This is a genomic window from Alteromonas sp. G4i35 (assembly GCF_054960375.1).
This window is the reverse complement of sequence record NZ_JBHNZD010000003.1, coordinates 135,016-153,532: the sequence shown is the minus strand read 5'-3', so window position 1 is coordinate 153,532 and position 18,517 is coordinate 135,016. Positions and strand designations below refer to the sequence as shown.

Sequence of the window (18,517 nt, the reverse complement as noted above, 5' to 3'; positions counted from 1 at the left end):
GTTACGTCTGTAGATTTAATGAAGGAAAACAGTGCAGCCTCGGTTACTTACCTCTTTGTGAAATAGAGTCCACCCGTCCTAGATTAGACGGGCCAGTGTCAACTTAGGTGCTTATTGAAGAATTCAGATAATTTTTCAAAAGGAATAATATGGTTTTCACCACCGTCATATAGATCAGTGTGTACTGCATCGGGGATGACCATTAATTCTTTTGGTTCAGCTGCCGCGTGATAAGCTGTTTCACTCATGTAGCGGGAGTGGGCTTGCTCACCGTGAATAAACAAAATTGGACGTGGAGAAATTTCCTTGATGTAGTTCAAAATAGGTGCATTCATGAACGATAAAGGATTAGTCATTGTCCACGCATTACCTGAATTGACAGCGCGCTCATGGTAACCACGTGAGGTCATATAGTAATCATGATAATCAATCATAAATTGCGGAGCGTCCTCGGTCACCCCCTTATTGTAAGGTGGCTGATAAGCGTAGCTACCACCTTCAGTATCTTTCCAACGTTGAGTGCTTAGTTGTTCTAGTATGTTTGTACGTTCGACAAAGCTCATATTGTCGTTGTAACCATAGGCACTTACTCGTGAAATATCGTACATTGTACTTGTTGCTACGGCTTTAATGCGCTTGTCTGCCGCAGCGGCATTTAAAACGAACCCTCCCCAGCCACAGATACCTATGGCACCAATGCGGTTTCTATCTACTCTGGACACTAAGCCAAAAAAATCTACCGCGGCACTTAAATCTTCAGTGCAGATGTCCGGTGACGCGACATTTCGAGGCTCTCCACTGCTTTCCCCTGTATATGAAGGGTCAAAAGCTAAGGTTATGAACCCTTTCTCAGCTAATGTCTGAGCGTACAAACCTGAAGCCTGTTCTTTTACTGCTCCAAACGGCCCACTGACCGCCAGTGCCGGAAGTTTTCCTTTTACATTTTTAGGCTGATATAAGTCGCCACATAACGTAAACCCGTAGCGATTTTTAAAGGTAACTTTACGATGCTCAACCTTGTTACTTTTTGGAAATGTTTTATCCCATTTGGCACTTTGTTCAACCTTGTTAGCCCCCTCATCACTTGCAAAGGAACTATTAGCAGAAAGCCCAATCGCGCTAATTGCTGCAATACAAGTTGAACTCCTCAAAAAGTCTCTCCGATCAGTAATCACATCGTCTGCTACTGCTTTTTGGTGACTAAGTGGTTGCATAAATTCTCATCCTCATTGCTATTGTCTGGCGGTACTCTTCATTCATTTTTATGTTGACACAAGCCTCTTAAATTGATTAGTAGGCATAATCTAAATGAACTACTGAGTTTTTTTCATCAATGAAAATTAATAAAATAGATGATCTACAAGCTTTTCTAGCTGTAGCGCGAGAGCAGAGCTTTACAAAAGCCTCTGCTAAGTTAGGGGTAACTCCATCTGCTTTGAGTCACCGAATGAGGGCACTTGAAGATCGACTTGGACTTCGCTTACTTTCCAGAACTACAAGAAACGTATCCGCTACCGAAGCAGGTGAAAGGCTAATTGGTTCCCTTAGTCCTCTGTTTGAACGAATAAATGAGGAAGTAGAGGCGTTAGGTGAATTAAGAGATAAGCCCGCAGGTACGCTCCGAATTTCCTGTACTGACGACCAAATAGAATTGTGCTTAAGACCAAAATTAGCGGAATTTATTAAGGATTACCCAGACATAACCGTCGAGCTTTTTGTAGATTATGGTTTTAGTAATGTTGTAAGCGAAAGGTTTGATGCAGGTATTAGACTTGGCGAATCGATTAGTCAGGATATGATCGCGGTTCCTATTGGCCCCCCTATGCGCTTAGTGGTCGTCGGTTCTCCAGATTATTTTGATCAAAACTCTTTTCCTGCCACACCTTATGACTTAACTTTTCACTCATGTGTGGATATTCGTCACAGACCTGATGGAAATATCTATGCTTGGGAGTTTGAAGAAGACGACAAAGAGTTTACTGTCAGAGGAAATGGGAAGTTAGTTTTTAATAGTATTATGCACGTGCTAAATGCAGCCATCGACGGTATTGGTTTGGCATATGTACCTGAGCAACTTGCTGAACCATACATACAAGAAGGGAAGCTTCTAATGATACTAACAGAGTGGTGTCCTTATTTTCCCGGCTTTCACTTGTACTACCCAAATAGACGACAGTCTTCACCGGCTTTCAAAGCTTTTGTAGAACGATTTAAATTCAGCAAACTAGATTAGAGGGTAATAACGTCTGGGGCTACTCTAAACACTAGTGCAGCCCAGATAATGTGACGTAAGAAACAAACATCTAATCCATAAAATTATCAACCGTTTCGATTAGCTCATCCACGTTTTCAATCAGTGTTTGACGCTGTTTCTCTGAAAGAGTTGAAAATATCTCGGCCAGTAGCGTTGCTGTCACAGTCATATTATGAGCACTACTTTGCTTGTACACATCGCTTTTATAATTATCCGGATTTTGCATTAGCGACACCAATTCTTGCTCAAACCTTTCGTTTTGCTTGCGCGAAACGAATAGCTTTCTTGCCGCATTTTGAATGTTTCTGCGATACGTTATCCAAGCGTCACCTGTAGAAATAAATTGTTGTGCGTAGGTGCTAACAATTTGTTTTTGCTCTTTACTTAGATCTCCAATACGCTCACTTATTGTTTCTTGTATTCGCTCAATTCTATCTTTAAGTCTCTCTGCTTCAGACTTTTCCAGCGCCTCTTGTCGCTCTTCCTCTTCTTCTTTATTGTCTTTTTCTAATGCCGCAAATAGGGTGACAACTTGTTCATCATCGAGTGTTTTAGCTATAGCCGCTAGTTCAGGACTGACCTCGTCTCGTACGCGCTCCCAATGCGATCTAGCTAGCTCAAGGTTGTTATAAACAATACTCGAATTAAGGGTGTCATTCTGAATCTGCTTTTTTATATCCTCTAATTGCGCTTTATAACGAGTAAGTTCACTCTTCTTGTGCCAGCTCAACCAGTTTTGTAAATGCGCATCAAACTTCTCCTCTTGCTCATCTTTAAGCTCGATGTAGTCGTCCATGTACCAATACACCCACCAATCCAGGTTGTTATAGGCCAGCTTAGAACTGCATGAAGTAAGAAAAATAATAAAGACAACAACCAACAATGAACGCATAGTATTTCCTTTTTTTACGTTAGTTACGTCGTGACAAGCAAAAACGCTTATTGCTGTGTACTGAAAAATTGAATTTTACTTTGATATTACGCAATAAATATCCGCAATAGAGAACTTTACGTTGCACAGCCTTTACTCTACTTTAATGGCATTGCCTGTAAAAAGAAGGACTTTAATGTGTCAAAACGTGTCGCAATTTTAACCTCTGGTGGCGACGCCCCAGGTATGAATGCATGTATACGTGCCGCAATTATTGCGTGTCAGAAAGCTAATTTTACCTTACTTGGCTACAAGCACGGCTACAACGGATTACTACAGCAAGAGTTTATTCCTCTATCTCTTGATTCAACGCACAATCTTATCCAGCAAGGCGGCACCATACTACACAGCGCAAGGTGTAAAGAATTTAAAAATTGTGAAGGGCTTATCAAAGCGGCTGATAACTTGAGACAGGCCGAGATCGACACACTTATTGTAATCGGTGGTGACGGATCTTTTCGCGGCGCAGCAAAGTTGAGCGAACTATGGGATGGCCAGATTCTTGGTATTCCGGGAACAATTGATAACGATATAGCGGGTACTGATGCCACTATAGGCTACTTTACCGCAATAGATACCGCCATGAGTTCTATCGATAAAGTTCGTGATACAGCTGATGCGTTCGAACGTATTTTCCTTGTAGAAGTAATGGGTCGCAATGCTGGCTTTTTAGCATTAAATGGTGCCCTTTCCGCTGCGGCTGACTATGTGGTTGTTCCTGAGTTTTTTGAATCCGCTGAGACTGAAATCAAAAAGATCGTAAACCAGATAAAAGCGCAGCGTGCTTTGAAAGGGCCCGTCAGTTTTATTGTTGTAGTAGCTGAAAACGTTTGGCCTAATGGCTTAACAGGATTAACCGAAGCTTTGCAGTATCACAATATCAACGACGTTAGGCCAGTAACCTTGGGACATGTCCAACGTGGCGGCTCGCCGGTAGCACAGGACCGACTACTCGCCACTACTCTTGGCGAATTCGCCATAAGCTTAGTAGGAAGCGACGTCACCAACATAATGGTTGGTGAAGTTAATCAGCGCCCTATTACCGTACCCCTATCCAAAACTTGGGAAGAAACAAAGCCTCTCAATCAAGCCCGGGTTGACGCTATGCGTACCCTAATGAACGAAAGATACAGCTGCGACTAAGTAAGATGGTTCAGACGCTGTTTAACTTGAAACTTTCATAGATTGTAAAAAACAAAAAAGGCGGTGCTTTATAATAAAACACCGCCTTTTAGTACTTCATGCTCAAGCTTCTTTACATCTTCATTGCCGCTTTCACTTTATCACGATGACTGCGACTCACTTTAAGTTCTGTATCATTTTGAAGTATTAAATGATATTCGCCACTAATATGGCTCACTAACTTTTTAACAAAACGGATATTAGCAATAGCTGAACGGTGCACTCGAACAAAGAACTGTGGGTTTAGTTCCTGCTCAAGTTCTTTCATGGTTTTGCGCATTATATGCATGCCATCCAGTGCGTGAACGCACATATAATCACCTGCAGCATCAATCCATTGAATGTCTTGAACGTTTACGCGCGTTACTTCTGAGCCATCTTTAATAGCCAATACATCTGGGTATGGATTGGTTTCAACCGGCTCACCATTAGCTAACTTGCGTAAAATCTCTTCGCAATCATCGCCAGTAAGTTCAGCAACAAGGCTTACCAATTTTTGTGACTGCTCATCTTGATGCTGAGTTGAGTAATATTCACGTACTTTGTTTAACGCCGCACCTAAGCGCTCGTCGTCTGCTGGCTTTAACAGATAATCTAAAGCATGCACGTCAAATGCTTTTATTGCGTAGCTGTCATAAGCAGTTACGAAAACGATCATGGGAATGGGCTGTTTCAGTTCGCGCAACTTGTGAATAACCTGAAAGCCGTTTAAGCCAGGCATTTGAATATCTAAAAACACCAAATCTGGACGATGTTGAGAAATGCTACTTACAGCCTCCAGGCCGTTCTGACACTCTGCAAGCACCTGCACATCATCATGACGCTCTAACCTGGCACGAAGGCCCTTGCGTGCTAAAGGTTCGTCGTCCACTACAATGGTTTTAATCACTTGCTTTGTCATGTTATACGTCCTTAACTTCATAGGGAATGCGTATTCTAACTCGCACGCCTGAAGGCTGATTGTGTTCTATAGAGAATGCAAAATTACGATGATAGAGGGATTGCAAACGCTCTTTTATATTGGCTAGGCCTACGCCGTTTTCTCGACTAAGTGTTCCGTCTTTGATATCTGCACCAGGGCCGTTATCGGCAACATCCATTAACAAATCATTGCCAAATGTACGTGCCGTAATCGCTATACGTCCACCATTTTCCATCTTAGATATGGCGTGCTTTATTGAGTTTTCAATAATGGGCTGCAAGATCATGCTCGGCACAAGTGCACTTTCACACCCTTCATCGATGTCCCATAGCACTTCTAGACGATCGTCAAAACGTACCTTCTCTATCTCTAGATAGAGTCGTAATGCCTTTATTTCCTGACCTAGCGGTACTCGCTTTATCGGGTCGTTGTCTAATGAATAACGTAGAAAGTCACTCAAACGCGACACCATCGCTTCTGCTGTGTCGTTCTCTTTTAAAAGAATAAGGGTTGAGATAGCGTTAAGCGTATTAAAGAGAAAATGCGGGTTGAGTTGATAGCGCAACATCTTTATGTGAGCTTGGTGCGCCATGGTACTCGCCTTTAACGCGTTCTGCTTCTCTTTTTGAAGCATTTGGAAGTTCTTGATGCCAAAGTACACACCACTCCAACAACCCACCATTATTAGCGAGTTAATAGTGTTGGTAAAATACATATACCATTCGTCTGGGCGATATCCGTGCTTGTAGATTTCCCAGTAGTTAATGTTTTTTACCACTGCCCATAGCAAAGCAATTAAGTAGCACGACACAATCACTATGATGATCATGTTGAGCGGTGATTGCTTTCTTGCCCATCGATAGATGTAGCGAAGCGGAATGGTTAGCAACCATCCTGCATAGGCATTAAGCATGATGATGAAAACCCAAATGGGTCGAACATCATGGAGAAAAGATCCGATGTAATAAATTATTGCGAACCCTGCCCAGCCTGCACTGTGCAACGTCCAAAATAAACGTTCATTACTTTCTATTACACGCTGAAAGCGACTCACAATATTACCAATTTAAAAACTTATAAGAAGATTATACGCAAGCCTTGCCACGACCCAAGCGCCTTGGTCGTGCCCCTTATGCTTCTTGTCGCAGGGCAAAATCTTGAAATTAGACATGTTTTGGCTATATCAATTCGCTGATTAAGCTCAGTAACTGATATTCATTCTTTTCAGCCAGTGCACCCACCACCAGGCTGGGCCAACCAGCAAAAAGCGCAAATCGTCAAAAAACGAAGGCTTTTTGCCCTCGATATGATGGCCAATAAACTGCAAAATCCACATAACGACAAACAGTACAAGAGAAAATAACCATACTGAGATACTGAAGTGGTCTAGGGTATTAACTGCACCGAAACACAGTATAGTTAAGAGGGTCATTGCAGCCCCAATCGGACCAGACAACATAAAATAATAATACAATACGGGAACCGCTATGATATGCGCCCACGTTATATCGAATTGCGCTATCATTTCAGGTACCGGCAAACTCCACAGCAAACCTATCGTTACGAAATAGATGCTGGGTACGGCAATAGCATGGATGATAACGTTGGTCTTGTTTTGGTGGCTTTCACCGTACTGCATTAAAAGTCGCTCAATACTTCTCATGTAGATCCCCTTAGCCTGTTATTTTGATTATTATCTAAAGAGCACCCAACTATTGTTTTCCTACGTTAACAATGTGTGTCGGGACAACAGCGTTTTTATCAATTTTTCTTCACAGGTAAAGGCGAGCCCATAATAAACCACATCACTATCAAGCTTATGATTTTTAACTTTTGCAGTAAGCGCTACTTCTTTACCGTCCAACGAATAGTTTAGCTTAACCTCAGCTTCATCGAGCATTACCGGCCAATTTGGCTTGACCTGTAACGCTACTTTGCACCCTTTTTCACTTAAATCTATGATGATCCCCGTTACGTTTTCGTCACTGGGATAAACGTCAGCTTCTAACGTTACTGAAACGCCAAGTTGAGCACGCTTTACAGCGCGAAGCCCTATACTTTCAATACGTTTTGGAAAGGTTGTAATAAGTAAGCCTGATGGCTTTGAAAGCAATTTGAGTACTTTCACTTTAAACGCAATAACCTGGCCAGTATCGCCCTCAAGCACAGAACGCACCACGATATCGTTGCCAACAGTCAGAGCATCCCTAACGGTAATCCACTTCGCCGATGTTGGAATATGAAAAAGCAAACATTCATCAATAAGCATGCCTATGTAGTCAGTCTTCACACGCTTTGGCGCTGCAGGCATAGCAATTTGTAAATCTACTGTATCGCCGGGTACCAGCGTACGCAACGATTCCAAATTATCTTCGCTTAGTAAATTGCTTTGTATTTTTTCAGCCATTTGTATTTGTTATTGCTGGATTTAATGTCATTTAACTCAATGTACGCATCAAACAAAAACTTATCAATACTACGATTGAAAACCATGTTCAATAAACGTAAAAATTGCCCGTTAGTAGCAGGCAATCTATTGGGATTAACTCAATAGGTTGATATAGTTGAGGGATAGTTTTGCTTATCTTTTCGGACGTTTATGACCTCTGCTCTTCGCTATACGTTAACTATTTCCAATTGGCGTGCCCATCAATTTACTGTCGCGCTGCAAATACCTGAGCATTCTGGCTCATCAATTGAGCTTAGCCTTCCAAGCTGGATCCCGGGAAGCTACATGGTGCGCGATTTTGCAAAAAGCATTATCGAGCTAACTGCAAACACTTCTGAAGGTCATAGTACTGAAAATGTTGGCGATAGAAGCGTTTATAGCCTTTCGGTAACTAAGCTCGATAAACAATCTTGGCGTGTAGACACAGATGGAAAACCATGTACGGTCGTTTATTCGGTTTATGCCAACGACTTATCTATTCGCTCTGCTTTTATGAACGACCAATATGCGTTTATAAATGGAACCAGTGCGTTTCTAAACGTTTCCGGCTTCGAGAATGTGCCGTGTGAGGTGGACATTGAGCTGAACGACAGCGATTCTGCAACCTCGAATTGGAAGGCTTATACGTCAATGCCTTCTCGTTGTGAAAGTACAAGGCCGTCTCGGTGGCACTTCGTTGAAAAAAATTACGATGAGCTCATTGATCATCCCATTTATGTGGGCATTGCAGACACTCACAGCTTTGAGGTTGACGGCATTACGTTTACGTTACTTTTCTCAGGTAACAACAATATTGATTATGAGCGCATAGCAAATGACTTAACGCCAATTTGCAAGCACCACCTAGATTTGTTTGGTGCTCCACAACCTATTAATAACTACCTGTTTATGACGCTGCTTGCCGACAATGGGTTCGGCGGTTTAGAGCATAAGTATTCTACTGTCCTTCTTTACCCTCGCTTCGACCTTCCTCAAGTTGGTGAAAGTGAGAAAAAAACCGACAGCTACATTACGTTCTTAAGTCTGTGCAGCCATGAATTTTTCCACACATGGCATGTTAAGCGCATTAAACCTAGCGTAATGGTGAAACCAGACTTATCTCAAGAAACATACACGAATCAGCTGTGGATTTATGAAGGCTTTACCAGTTTCTATGATGACGTCACCCTTGCTAGAACCGGCGTTATTGAACCACAGAAATACCTCGATATTGTTGCGCAAAATGTCAGTCGACTTTTGCAAAACGCTGGTCGCTTTAAACAAAGTGCAGCTGAAAGTAGTTTCGACGCATGGACAAAATTCTATAAGCAAGATGCGAGCGCTACTAACAATATCGTAAGTTATTACACCAAGGGAGGCATTATCGCCCTTGGGTTAGATTTACTCCTTCGTAAGCAGTCAAACGAACAAGTGAATTTAGATACCTTGATGCAGTTATTGTGGAAACACTATGGCGTGGATGAAAAAGGTACGCCTGATGACGTGATCCAAAATCTATGTACAACGCATTTTGGCATTGATGTTTCAGAATACTTAAATCGCGTGGTGTATGGCACAGACGATGTAGAATTGGCTTCGTTAGTATCTGAAATGGGCGTTAACTATGCGGTTCGTGCTCGCGTGTCAGGTGAAGATAAAGGCGGTGCCTCCTCGCTGCCTGCTATTAAAAATCAGCTTGGCGCCACGTTAAAGCCAGCTACCTTCGGACTTACGGTAATGCAGGTATTTGAGGGTCTTGCCGCAATGAAGGCTGGTGTTCTTTTAAACGATGTCATCATTGGGCTAGACGGTCATATCGTCAATGCCCAGAAGCTTCAGCGCCTATTAGATAATGCCCAAACGTCGCAGGTGGAGTTAACGCTTATTCGAGACGGGCGGCTTCTAACCCTGCCTCTTGAGGTAACTCAGGCAAGAAAAGAAATGGCTTACTTTGAAATCACTGATGAAGAAAAGCTTAATCAGTGGCTGGGGAAATAACTCCGCCCTGTAGCGTAAAAACTAAAAAGGCGCTTTGAGAGTTTACCTGAAAGCGCCTTTTTCTTTATAACTGTTAAAACTAAATCAAATTAATGATTACTCTTCGGGAGACCCCGAAATGATAGTCTGTGGGTCTAAACGAGTGTTGCCCAAATTAATACGCCAATCCAGATGCGGGCCTGTAGAGCGCCCTGTTGAACCTATCGTTCCAATCTGCTCGCCTTGCTTAACGGTTTCACCCACTTCTACCGTTATAGTGTCCATATGAAGAAACGTTGAAAACACGCGCATGCCGTGGTCGAGAATCAAGGTGTTACCCGAATAATAGAGATCATCAGCCATTGTTACTACACCATCAACAGGTGCATACACAGGCGTGCCCGTTTCATTGGCGATGTCCAAACCATAATGCGGCCATTTCGGCACGCCATTTAGAATGCGCTGACTACCGTAAACACCGGAAATAACGCCTTTCGCAGGCCACTCAAACCGGGTGAATAATGCATCTAAATCAGTATTACCGCTTCGCGCGTTAGCTACGTTGATATTGTCTTGCTTAATACGCGCCGTCACTTCTGCTGGCGGAGAAACCATTTTTTGCTCTAGCCCGTCAATTCGCTGAATGTTGTATTCGCGTTTTTCAAGGGTAATGTCTCGCTGCCACTTTTGGCCGTTGTCTAATTTTACAACCAACGTTTGCTGCAGTGGCGCTTCCCGTTCAAAGCCAACAACAAATTTTCCGTCTTTGTTGGTTTGAACAGTTTCGCCATTAAGCGTTACTTTGGCCCCAGCGGGAGCTTGCCCGCGCAGTAAGGCACCTTGCGTAAACTTACCGTTCAACACTACGTTTACTTGCTCTTGACTAGATAACGCTTCTTTTTGGCCGTTTAACTCTACATCTGCATAAGCAAATGGCATAGAGGCAACTGTGCTAATTGCCACTACACAACTCATTACACGAGATAGTGCGCTATGCAATGCGTTTTTTGAAAGCGTGAATGCCATAGTTGTTTCCTTTCCCTATAACGAGCTGTGGTCAAATGTTAACCCTTTACTGTGGCGCCTTTACCTACGCCCTCATAAGCGATAACTTGGCAAACGCCATCAGGCGTGCGTTTCTTCTGCTCTTCAAGCAGATACTGCGCCAAACACTCAACTGTAGAGTCGGTTTCGATGACTTCACAATCTGACTTAGGAATTAATAGTTCAAAATAGCCTTGTGACGACTCGTAAGCAAAACAGTAGTAATCCGCTTCATTTGAAACTTGACCTTTAAGCTTTCTGTCGCTGTACGCTATTTCGTCTTCACGGGTTGCTATATATATGTCGGCCCAACGGTCAGCCCAATACTGCTGACTTTCAACACACACTTTGCCGTCAAGGATAATATCAATACGCGAACGGTGACCGTGCGCTATGCGCTGACAATTACCGTCGTGCTTTTTAAGCCCGTGGGTATAGTGATAATACGGAGAATTAATGACTTCCTCACGTAAATGCAGCGTAATGTTTTCAACGTTTTCTGGAAGATGAGTCGCCAATACTTCTTTTAAGTAAACGCCAACAGATTCCATGTTTATCTCATCAGAATAAACAAATGCATAAGCTTCAGCGGGGCAATGTAGCATGATGCTACGCCCATCAATGCAGGTAAAGCGCGCTTCTACCTGTTCAGAATCGTCGTCGTGAATAACCTCTGAACCGCTGTATTCAGCAGGTACAAGCAACTTGTGATCAACATATTCGTCGATTAGTCGCTTTAAGTTCTTTTTCACGTGACCAAAGTCTTGAACCATGCTCTCTTCGTTGAGCTCACCGTCCAAAATCACATCGACAATCCAGCTTTCCCCTACCATGCCGCGTTTTGGGCAAAGGTAAGAGAAGTCCATCACTGTCAAATCATTTACAAATAATTGCATAACACCCTTGAATCGAGTTTATATTCTACTAACTAGTATACGTTTTTTATCTTTGCTTCGCAGCGACTAGTCCATTGAAGATTGGCGATTAAGCTGATCTTTTAAATTAGGTGGAATTCCACGGATTGTTAGCGTATCCGTAGCTGGGTCGTAAAATACCCGATCGCCCATTAATTTGCGTTCGAAGCTAAGCGATATACCACCGCCCTGACCGGTAAATTTAGCAAGTTGTTTCAACGCTGCAGGGTCTGGCTGAATTTCTTTTTCAAGCGGTACTTCCATAGACTGTGTAAACGCAGAAAAGTTACTGCTAGTTTCTTCATTTTGTGGAAGTCGGTTAGCCAATTCATCTACCGATAAACTCTCGCCCGCATCAATCTTTTCTTTAAAGTACGATTTAACTTCTTCTCTATGCTGGTGCTGCTCTTGCGGGTCTAGTGACTCACTGGCAAGGTAGGCATCCACCGTAGAAATCAGTTGTTTATTTTGCTGTTTAACATCAACCAGCTCTTCGCAGCCTACAAACTGCATAAAGAAGTCTGATACCTTACGTCCCATTCTACCTTTAATAAAACTAACGTAACGCTGCTGTTCTGGCTGAATATCCCACTGAGTTAAATCGAACCGCACAGCGAGCTGCATTTTTGCTAAATCCAAGTGTTCACGCGCGGAAAGGTCTAAAGAGTTTGTCACTTCAACGTGCGAGCGGGTATTTAACAATGCAATCATCAAATACTGTGTGGCTAAATACTCATACTGGCAGAAAATAAGAAAACCGGTCTCAACCGTACCCGTTTCTGCCAAAGTGCGAACTAAGCGATTGGTCGCTGATACCGAAAAAGCATGGAATGCATCTTCAACGTTATCACCCGCCGCTTTTTGAATATCCATGTATTGCTTAAGGCCTTCCGCGAACTCTGCTACGTTCTCGGTGCTTTTTTGCGTAGTCGCTTCGCCTTCTTCGTTTTCCACTTTTGCTTCACGGGTAACTTCCGTCACGAAGTGGCCAACCCCTTTTCCAGGTTTAGCATTGAAACTGTGGTTTATTTGATGGGCAAGAAGCTCGATTTCCGGAGTAACAGCTAAGCAGTTGTCACGTGGAATTGCTTCAATTTTCTCTTCTTTGTTTACAATCAAACGATGTACAACAAAGTGATGAATCAGTGCACTCATAGAGTATCGGGTGTCCTGTTGCTTAAAAAGTGTCAGAAATATCCAAAGAATTGCGGGATTTTAGAATGAATGATTGTACTCACTCAAACAACGATTATAATCATTTTACGTGTAAAACCATTCTTTTTATCAAAGAAATCATAAAAAAGAGGCGTAGCAATGCCCCAACAGAGCCGCTATAGCAACGACGAATTCGAAACGCTAATGAATAACGTTATTCTAACCCTTGAAGAAGGCGGTGCAAACCGCGATCTTTCACTTATGGTGTTAGGAAATGTCATTACGCACATTTTAAATACTCAGGTAGCCCCTGAAAATCGCGAAGCCATGGCAACGCAGTTTGCCGACGTACTCAAGAAAAGCGTTAAAAATAGCTAAGGGATTGCATGATACTTGCCGAATCACCTCGTCGCCAGCGTGTTACTAAACTGGTAAATTGGGGGCATTGGTTTGCCTTGGCGAACATTATCATCGCCATAGTTATTGCCTCGATTTTTGTTTTCTCATCACCTATGCCTGGCACAGGTGTCGGCACCTTGTATCTTCTAGCCAACTGGTTCGGTCATATTGGTTTTATGACCTTTTTTGGCTTTGTTATTTTTATCCTCCCTCTTTGCTATTTGGTTAACAACCCCAGAGTCATAAAGGTCAGCGCGTCTATTATTGCAGCTGTGGGGCTAGCGCTCTTGGCTTTCGATGCGTTACTATTTAATCGCACAGGCTTCCATATTAGCTTTCACGCCGCGGATTTACTGCGCAGTGAAGCTCAGTCAACAATGGCGATAGAAAGCTGGCAACAGTGGGCATTTTTATTTCTTCTGTTTATCGTTTGGCTTGGCTTCCAGCTGGTCTTAGCCAATGCAATCTGGAAACGTGTTGAACGCTTCACTCGCCATAAAGTGGGCATCCCTGTTACTACATTTTTTGTCAGCTGTTTTGTTACCAGTCACGCTATACACGTGTGGGCTGATGCCAAGTTGTATCAACCTATCATCAAGCAGGACAACATGTTTCCGCTTTCTTATCCTGCGACTGCTAAAACGACTATGTCGCGTTATGGCTTGCTTGACTTAGCGGCTTATGAAGAAAGAAAACAACTTCAGTTCAACCCTGATATTCACAATATCACTTACCCAGCCGAGCCGGTTTATTGTTCTATTGAAACTAATAGAAACTTAACCGTGGTTGTCCAGACTGATAACGAACAGGTGGTGGACTTAAGTAACATTAAGCGCAACACCTTAAACAAAGTAGCCAATTACTATTCGACGGCCAGCAGCATAGAAGGCTTAATGACTACTACGCTATTTGGTGTTCCCGAAATATACCAAGACGCTTTATCTCAAAAGCGTCCGGTGTTATTAGCGCTTCCATTGGGGTCTGGCATGCCGGTCTCTATTCACAGCGATGAAGCGTTGCCGTTGCCTCAATTAGCGGGATATTTGCAACCACTGAGCAACAATCATGATGGTTTGCATATTGCGTTTTTGAAGAGTGCTGATATCGAAAGCTATGTGAAAAACACGTTGGCGCGCAAACACGATGTGATTGTTGCAACTGGCTTTGGTAGCGAAAGTGGCAAAGGCACGCTGTACAGTACCCTTAAACTGAATGCTAGCTTAGCCAGCACGGAAGATTTAGCGCCTACCATTTTAGGAGCATTGGGATGCAACGCCCCTGCTACGTTTTATTCTACTGGCCAAAGCTTACTTTCTCCTTCAAGACCATGGCTAGTTAGCACCTCTGGTGAACGCATTGTTGTGTTCCATGACAATAAGCGTACTGACGTACTTAGTAACGGCAGCTATGAAATAAGCGACATGGCGACTGGCAAGCGCAGTAAAGAAGCGCTAAATGTCGATTTATTAAGTCAGGCTATTAAACACCTATCACGATTCTCAACACAGAATTAAAATTCTGGCGGCAGACTAAGGAAAGTCTGCCGTTAAGCGCTTCGGTGTTATGTACAACCACCCAATATGAGTTACGCATAACCACCCATCTAATTGTTTTGCATAAATAATCTAGAAAACCAGCACTTAACGAAACACCGGCCCAAGCGGGTTCTCGCAACACACTGTGTTAAGGACGCAAACTAATAAAGACTATAGTTTTAGGCCATCTAGCTAGAGGTGTGGATTACCCACCATTGAATCCGATGGGTAATCCACTATATACCAATCCGCAAAGATAATTGCCCACTCAGAAGGCGCTGGCAAGTTTAAAATGTCCGTACACTTTGTTGTGTTACCTCGATGTAGAACCACTATACCTGCGGTAACACGCCGCGATTACGAACATTTTAACTCTCGCTGAGTGGGTAATGATCTATGCGGACTGGTATTAGATATTACTGTGGTGTTTTTTGCCATAGCTGAATATGGAAATCTGCGGTGACGCTTTTCAACGTTTCAACAATCTCATCGATTTTGCCGTTTGGCAGTTTCCAGTAAAACGGCGTCATTTTGATAAGTGCCAGCGCATGTTCTTCGCTTTCGAAATGGATAGGAAAGGAAAAGCATTCATTGTAAACCCGTGTAAGCCCATCTCGTTCTTGGTTGTCGATTTCATGCTGTCTTGGATTGTCGTACACCTGCTGTTTAAGCTCAAACAGGTGTTCAGGCGCAGGATCGACCGTCACTAAAAGGCCATTGTTTTTAAGAGCCCTCACATATTCTTCATTACTCCCAGGTGCGAAAACCTGAATCATCACATCTTGCGAGTTACCGCTTAGGGGTAAATCGAAACTGCTAGCAACAACGAACTGTGCTTGTTTGTACGCTTTAGCTGCCAGCTCTACTGCGATTTTGGCGATATCGCTACCTGCTCCTTCAACCTTTAAACCACTCGCTGAAAGTCCTTGTACCATCGCATCCAAGTAACTCCCCTCACCACAACCCGCGTCATAAACCTTTATGGCATTCTTTGATGCTTCTTCATTGGTGGCCGTTTCATTTAGTACCTTTTCCACCAGCGTCACTAATTTATCTTTCAACGGCTTATAGGCATTTAATTGATGGAATTCCCTTCTGGCTCTCACCATTGCTTTGTCGTCACCCGGAAGTTTCGATTTTTTAAATTGAACGGGCAAAAGGTTAACGTAACCAGATTTCGCTTTATCGAAGGTATGGTTATTTTCGCAGCGAATAGGCGTTGTATGTAATGAGATAGGGAGTTTACAAAGTGGGCAGTGCCACATGACAGGTTCTTTTTACTGAGAATTTGCCGTAAAGGATATCAAATCCGACACCTTTACGGCAATAAGCGTAACAACATCACACGCCGAGTTAACACTAATACTGGGCGCTTTCGTGCTTATTTGGAGAACTTTTACACTACAACTTTGCCAATGGATGTTGCTCTTCAGCCCATGGAGAAGTGAAGAAATGTGCTATTGCGCTTTGCGGCACTTCATCTACTGTTTTGTATTTCCACTGTGGTGACATGTCTTTATCAATCAAAAGCGCTCTTACCCCCTCTTGGAACTCACCACTTTCTCCACATCGACAGGACATATCAGCTTCCATTCTAAAACAGTCAGCCAACGTCATATTCGCACCTTTCTTACATTGCTCGAAAACCAAATGCATAGTGATAGGAGAACCTTTGGCTAGAGTGCTTTGCGCTCTCTGTAACCACTTATTCTCACTCATGTCTGCGTTAAGAATGGCATGAACTACGTCGGTAACATTGTCAGCCGAACACAAGTCATTGATAAGTGCCATATTCGGCTCGACGTTGCCATTGGGAAGTTCTTCTGGCGTTTTCATTGTGTCGATAATGTGCGAAACACTAGAAGCCAAACTTTCGCTGTCGGTCTTTTCCCACGTGTATTCTACGAGGGTATTAATCAAAGTGTCTTTTTCGGTACTCGCCAGCAAACTGTCTGCAAGCCCTACAAAGCAAGCATCGGAGCCATTCATTTGGCCGCCTGTTAAACCTAGGAAGAGACCTGCTTTACCTGGTAAGCGAGGTAGAAAATAGCTTCCGCCTACGTCCGGGTACAAACCTATCGTAATTTCCGGCATAGCAAGACGAGAGGTTTCGGTTACTATTCGATGGCTTGCACCGCATAGAAGTCCCATGCCACCGCCCATAACAATACCACTGCCCCATACAACAATAGGCTTACTGTAATTGTGAATAGTATAATCTAGCGTGTACTCAGTTTCGAAAAATGTTTCTAAGAAAGCTGGAATTTGCCCATTAGCTTCCACCATCGATTTGTACATAGACACTATGTCACCACCGGCGCAAAATGCCTTCTCGCCAGCAGCATCGATCACAACAGCTACGATATCGTTGCGAGACTGCCATCGCTGAAGCGCGTCAAGCATGATGCTAGCCATTTCCAAATCCAATGCATTTAATGCCTTTGGCTTGTTAAGCGTTAAACGGCCTATTGTGTAGTCGTTGCTAGACGTCTTGATTTCATCAACAATGACTACCGATTCCACATCTGTCATTTTCACTCCTTCCCACAGTCCATTAAATCGTGCCTGAATTAGTTCGTTAGCGAAGTGTACTACAGTACACTTCTCTCATCTGACAACAAACGTCTACCAATGATAACGCGCATAATTTCATTGGTGCCTTCCAATATTTGATGTACGCGCACATCTCTGAAGTGACGCTCCAACGGATATTCTTTGATATAACCGTACCCGCCGTGTAGCTGAAGGGCATCGTTACATACATTGAAGCCAACATCTGTCGCGAACCTTTTCGCCATAGCGCAATAGGTGGTTTTGTCTGGGTCGTTATTATCCAGCTTACAAGCCGCCATACGTACCATTTGTCTCGCTGCAACAAGTTCAGTAGCCATATCAGCTAATTTAAACTGTAATGCCTGGAAACCTGCAATAGGTTTACCAAACTGCTCACGTTCATTCATGTAGTCACGCGCAACGTTTAGCGCCTGCTGTGCAGTTCCTACCGAGCAAGTTGCAATATTAATTCGGCCGCCATCAAGCCCTTGCATGGCCATTTTAAAGCCTTGTCCTTCCTCGCCAAGTAACCAACTAGCATCTAATTTCACGTTATCGAACGTGATCATACGAGTGGGCTGTGCATTCCACCCCATTTTTTCTTCGGCTTTACCGTACTCAATCCCGTCGGCATTAGCCGGAACCGCAAATGCAGATACGCCCTTAGGACCATCTTCCCCTGTACGCGCCATTACAACAAGAACATCCGTACTGCCAGCACCAGAGATAAACACCTTAGACCCGTTAAGGACATACCCACCGTCAGCTTTCGTCGCCTTTGTTTTAAGCGACGCTGCATCAGAACCAGCGCCAGGCTCGGTTAGGCAATATGATGCCAGCTTGTCACCGGTTACCAGTTGGTCACACCACATATCTTTAACTTCACTGGTGCCCCAAGTGGCAATCATCCACGTTGCCATGTTATGTATGGTTAACATAGCTGTAGTCGTGGTACATCCCATTGAAAGCTGCTCGAAGATTATGGAGGAATCGAGCCTAGATAAACCCAACCCACCTGCACTCTCAGGCGCATACAATCCACAGAAGCCTAATTCACCCGCTTTCTTTATTGCTTCTACTGGGAAGTGATGTTCTCTATCCCACATAGCGGCGTTAGGTGCTAGCTCTTGCTGAGCGAATTGACGGGCGGTGTCTTCAAAGGCTAACTGGTCATCGGTTAATTCAAAATTCATTAGGCATATCCTCAATTGATTTGCTTTTGA

General features: G+C 43.4%; 17 protein-coding genes. 5 read left to right on the top strand and 12 right to left on the bottom strand.

Going from position 1 to position 18,517, the window contains the following annotated elements:
• Positions 1 to 98: 98 nt before the first annotated feature.
• A complete protein-coding gene (locus ACFI6L_RS02620) occupies positions 99 to 1,214 on the bottom strand; it encodes an alpha/beta hydrolase (protein WP_462573373.1) in 1,116 nt (371 codons plus the stop codon).
• Positions 1,215 to 1,333: 119 nt separating this feature from the next.
• Here ACFI6L_RS02620 and ACFI6L_RS02615 point away from each other — a divergent pair, with 119 nt between their 5' ends.
• Positions 1,334 to 2,233, top strand: coding sequence for a LysR family transcriptional regulator (locus ACFI6L_RS02615; protein ID WP_273001385.1), 900 nt, complete (start codon positions 1,334 to 1,336; stop codon positions 2,231 to 2,233).
• Between the two features lie 70 nt (positions 2,234 to 2,303).
• On the opposite strand, the gene ACFI6L_RS02610 is transcribed toward ACFI6L_RS02615, so the two are convergent.
• Positions 2,304 to 3,146 (bottom strand): DUF6279 family lipoprotein, encoded by an 843-nt coding sequence (locus ACFI6L_RS02610; protein WP_131136395.1) that lies wholly within the window; start codon positions 3,144 to 3,146, stop codon positions 2,304 to 2,306.
• 177 nt (positions 3,147 to 3,323) lie between these two features.
• Between ACFI6L_RS02610 and ACFI6L_RS02605 the strand changes: the two genes are divergently transcribed.
• The gene (locus ACFI6L_RS02605) at positions 3,324 to 4,328 is read left to right on the top strand and encodes an ATP-dependent 6-phosphofructokinase (protein WP_462573372.1); all 1,005 of its coding nucleotides are present in this window, start codon (positions 3,324 to 3,326) and stop codon (positions 4,326 to 4,328) included.
• Between the two features lie 112 nt (positions 4,329 to 4,440).
• On the opposite strand, the gene ACFI6L_RS02600 is transcribed toward ACFI6L_RS02605, so the two are convergent.
• From ACFI6L_RS02600 to ACFI6L_RS02585, 4 genes are all read right to left on the bottom strand, one after another.
• Positions 4,441 to 5,268 (bottom strand): LytR/AlgR family response regulator transcription factor, encoded by an 828-nt coding sequence (locus ACFI6L_RS02600; protein WP_014949507.1) that lies wholly within the window; start codon positions 5,266 to 5,268, stop codon positions 4,441 to 4,443.
• A gap of 1 nt (position 5,269) precedes the next feature.
• A complete protein-coding gene (locus tag ACFI6L_RS02595; protein WP_014949506.1) occupies positions 5,270 to 6,343 on the bottom strand; it encodes a sensor histidine kinase in 1,074 nt (357 codons plus the stop codon).
• 147 nt (positions 6,344 to 6,490) lie between these two features.
• Positions 6,491 to 6,952 carry an Mpo1 family 2-hydroxy fatty acid dioxygenase gene (locus tag ACFI6L_RS02590; RefSeq protein WP_014949505.1) on the bottom strand — a complete coding sequence of 154 codons (462 nt, stop codon included), beginning with the start codon at positions 6,950 to 6,952 and terminating at the stop codon, positions 6,491 to 6,493.
• Positions 6,953 to 7,012: 60 nt separating this feature from the next.
• Positions 7,013 to 7,696 (bottom strand): PilZ domain-containing protein, encoded by a 684-nt coding sequence (locus ACFI6L_RS02585; protein ID WP_014949504.1) that lies wholly within the window; start codon positions 7,694 to 7,696, stop codon positions 7,013 to 7,015.
• A gap of 192 nt (positions 7,697 to 7,888) precedes the next feature.
• Here ACFI6L_RS02585 and ACFI6L_RS02580 point away from each other — a divergent pair, with 192 nt between their 5' ends.
• Positions 7,889 to 9,715 carry a M61 family metallopeptidase gene (locus ACFI6L_RS02580; protein ID WP_462573371.1) on the top strand — a complete coding sequence of 609 codons (1,827 nt, stop codon included), beginning with the start codon at positions 7,889 to 7,891 and terminating at the stop codon, positions 9,713 to 9,715.
• 96 nt (positions 9,716 to 9,811) lie between these two features.
• Here ACFI6L_RS02580 and ACFI6L_RS02575 read toward each other — a convergent pair whose 3' ends face one another.
• From ACFI6L_RS02575 to yejK, 3 genes are all read right to left on the bottom strand, one after another.
• Positions 9,812 to 10,720: a M23 family metallopeptidase gene (locus tag ACFI6L_RS02575; protein WP_283622743.1), complete on the bottom strand. Its 909-nt coding sequence runs from the start codon at positions 10,718 to 10,720 to the stop codon at positions 9,812 to 9,814.
• Positions 10,721 to 10,758: 38 nt separating this feature from the next.
• Positions 10,759 to 11,634: a 6-carboxytetrahydropterin synthase gene (locus tag ACFI6L_RS02570; protein ID WP_014949501.1), complete on the bottom strand. Its 876-nt coding sequence runs from the start codon at positions 11,632 to 11,634 to the stop codon at positions 10,759 to 10,761.
• Between the two features lie 66 nt (positions 11,635 to 11,700).
• On the bottom strand, positions 11,701 to 12,807 hold the full coding sequence (yejK, locus tag ACFI6L_RS02565; protein ID WP_014979307.1) for a nucleoid-associated protein YejK: 1,107 nt from the start codon (positions 12,805 to 12,807) through the stop codon (positions 11,701 to 11,703).
• A gap of 159 nt (positions 12,808 to 12,966) precedes the next feature.
• Here yejK and ACFI6L_RS02560 point away from each other — a divergent pair, with 159 nt between their 5' ends.
• Positions 12,967 to 13,185 (top strand): YejL family protein, encoded by a 219-nt coding sequence (locus ACFI6L_RS02560; RefSeq protein ID WP_014949499.1) that lies wholly within the window; start codon positions 12,967 to 12,969, stop codon positions 13,183 to 13,185.
• 8 nt (positions 13,186 to 13,193) lie between these two features.
• A complete protein-coding gene (locus ACFI6L_RS02555; protein WP_039227748.1) occupies positions 13,194 to 14,720 on the top strand; it encodes a DUF3413 domain-containing protein in 1,527 nt (508 codons plus the stop codon).
• A gap of 437 nt (positions 14,721 to 15,157) precedes the next feature.
• Here the strand turns inward: ACFI6L_RS02555 and ACFI6L_RS02550 are convergent, their stop codons facing one another.
• The 3 genes from ACFI6L_RS02550 to ACFI6L_RS02540 all read right to left on the bottom strand — a co-directional run bounded on the left by ACFI6L_RS02550 (position 15,158) and on the right by ACFI6L_RS02540 (position 18,487).
• On the bottom strand, positions 15,158 to 16,006 hold the full coding sequence (locus tag ACFI6L_RS02550) for a putative RNA methyltransferase (RefSeq protein WP_039227749.1): 849 nt from the start codon (positions 16,004 to 16,006) through the stop codon (positions 15,158 to 15,160).
• Positions 16,007 to 16,142: 136 nt separating this feature from the next.
• Positions 16,143 to 17,273 (bottom strand): enoyl-CoA hydratase/isomerase family protein, encoded by a 1,131-nt coding sequence (locus tag ACFI6L_RS02545; RefSeq protein WP_462573370.1) that lies wholly within the window; start codon positions 17,271 to 17,273, stop codon positions 16,143 to 16,145.
• A 59-nt stretch (positions 17,274 to 17,332) separates the two neighbouring features.
• Positions 17,333 to 18,487 (bottom strand): acyl-CoA dehydrogenase family protein, encoded by a 1,155-nt coding sequence (locus ACFI6L_RS02540; RefSeq protein ID WP_039227752.1) that lies wholly within the window; start codon positions 18,485 to 18,487, stop codon positions 17,333 to 17,335.
• Positions 18,488 to 18,517 lie beyond the last annotated feature (30 nt).

Bases quoted from the DNA above. Each gene is read 5' to 3' on its own strand.
- ACFI6L_RS02620 (WP_462573373.1), bottom strand. From the start codon at position 1,214: ATGCAACCACTTAGTCACCAAAAAGCAGTAGCAGACGATGTGATTACT.
- ACFI6L_RS02615 (WP_273001385.1), top strand. From the start codon at position 1,334: ATGAAAATTAATAAAATAGATGATCTACAAGCTTTTCTAGCTGTAGCG.
- ACFI6L_RS02610 (WP_131136395.1), bottom strand. From the start codon at position 3,146: ATGCGTTCATTGTTGGTTGTTGTCTTTATTATTTTTCTTACTTCATGC.
- ACFI6L_RS02600 (WP_014949507.1), bottom strand. From the start codon at position 5,268: ATGACAAAGCAAGTGATTAAAACCATTGTAGTGGACGACGAACCTTTA.
- ACFI6L_RS02590 (WP_014949505.1), bottom strand. From the start codon at position 6,952: ATGAGAAGTATTGAGCGACTTTTAATGCAGTACGGTGAAAGCCACCAA.
- ACFI6L_RS02585 (WP_014949504.1), bottom strand. From the start codon at position 7,696: ATGGCTGAAAAAATACAAAGCAATTTACTAAGCGAAGATAATTTGGAA.
- ACFI6L_RS02580 (WP_462573371.1), top strand. From the start codon at position 7,889: ATGACCTCTGCTCTTCGCTATACGTTAACTATTTCCAATTGGCGTGCC.
- ACFI6L_RS02575 (WP_283622743.1), bottom strand. From the start codon at position 10,720: ATGGCATTCACGCTTTCAAAAAACGCATTGCATAGCGCACTATCTCGT.
- ACFI6L_RS02570 (WP_014949501.1), bottom strand. From the start codon at position 11,634: ATGCAATTATTTGTAAATGATTTGACAGTGATGGACTTCTCTTACCTT.
- yejK (WP_014979307.1), bottom strand. From the start codon at position 12,807: ATGAGTGCACTGATTCATCACTTTGTTGTACATCGTTTGATTGTAAAC.
- ACFI6L_RS02560 (WP_014949499.1), top strand. From the start codon at position 12,967: ATGCCCCAACAGAGCCGCTATAGCAACGACGAATTCGAAACGCTAATG.
- ACFI6L_RS02555 (WP_039227748.1), top strand. From the start codon at position 13,194: ATGATACTTGCCGAATCACCTCGTCGCCAGCGTGTTACTAAACTGGTA.
- ACFI6L_RS02550 (WP_039227749.1), bottom strand. From the start codon at position 16,006: ATGTGGCACTGCCCACTTTGTAAACTCCCTATCTCATTACATACAACG.
- ACFI6L_RS02545 (WP_462573370.1), bottom strand. From the start codon at position 17,273: ATGACAGATGTGGAATCGGTAGTCATTGTTGATGAAATCAAGACGTCT.
- ACFI6L_RS02540 (WP_039227752.1), bottom strand. From the start codon at position 18,487: ATGAATTTTGAATTAACCGATGACCAGTTAGCCTTTGAAGACACCGCC.